The organism is Pseudoalteromonas sp. BSi20311 (assembly GCF_000239875.1).
Taxonomy (GTDB): domain Bacteria; phylum Pseudomonadota; class Gammaproteobacteria; order Enterobacterales; family Alteromonadaceae; genus Pseudoalteromonas.
In genome coordinates this window covers 1-540 of sequence record NZ_BADU01000129.1, presented here as the reverse complement: position 1 = coordinate 540, position 540 = coordinate 1, and the positions used below count along the sequence as shown (strand labels likewise).

At 29.6% G+C, this 540-nt stretch carries 1 protein-coding gene; it reads right to left on the bottom strand.

The window, feature by feature from the left end; translation table 11 throughout:
* Positions 1-37: 37 nt before the first annotated feature.
* Complete coding sequence (locus P20311_RS19150) at positions 38-202, bottom strand: hypothetical protein (protein ID WP_008113709.1); 165 nt, start codon at positions 200-202, stop codon at positions 38-40.
* Positions 203-540: the final 338 nt, after the last annotated feature.

Here is a 540-nt window from a genome sequence, read left to right as displayed (position 1 = left end):
ATAAGTTTTCTTTTGTGAGTTAAATCGACTTCCATCATTATGATTTCTTTTTTACAGGAAACACCTTAAACCAAAATGCCATTTCAAAAACAAAGCCCGCAATAATAAAAATAAATAAGCCGGTAGTGCTACCGTATGAATAACACGCAATAGCGGCAATAATTAATGCAGCTAAAATCAACCATTTTATAAATACATTCATCTCTAATACCCTATTGGTTAATAATATAATTTGAATTAGCAACTATCAGTTATTTCTTGATTCTTTAATAAAGCGATATCTAAATTCAGACAAGTAACCGAGTACCATAACCAACATTGTAGAATTAAAATCACCATTAATAAGAAGCGTCCAAATATACTCTTTAGTATTAAAGCTGATGTATACGCTCATTACAAAAGCAACAATGCTACATCCCTTAAATGTCCATGAATATTCAACCAAAAAAAGACTCAAACATACTTTTGTCAATAGGTTTATCTTCCATAATAACTCCTTGCATTTACGTACGTTTTTTAATAAGTTTGCTTATCGTAATA

Coding starts and splice junctions, on each gene's coding strand:
- P20311_RS19150 (WP_008113709.1), bottom strand. CDS start 202: ATGAATGTATTTATAAAATGGTTGATTTTAGCTGCATTAATTATTGCC.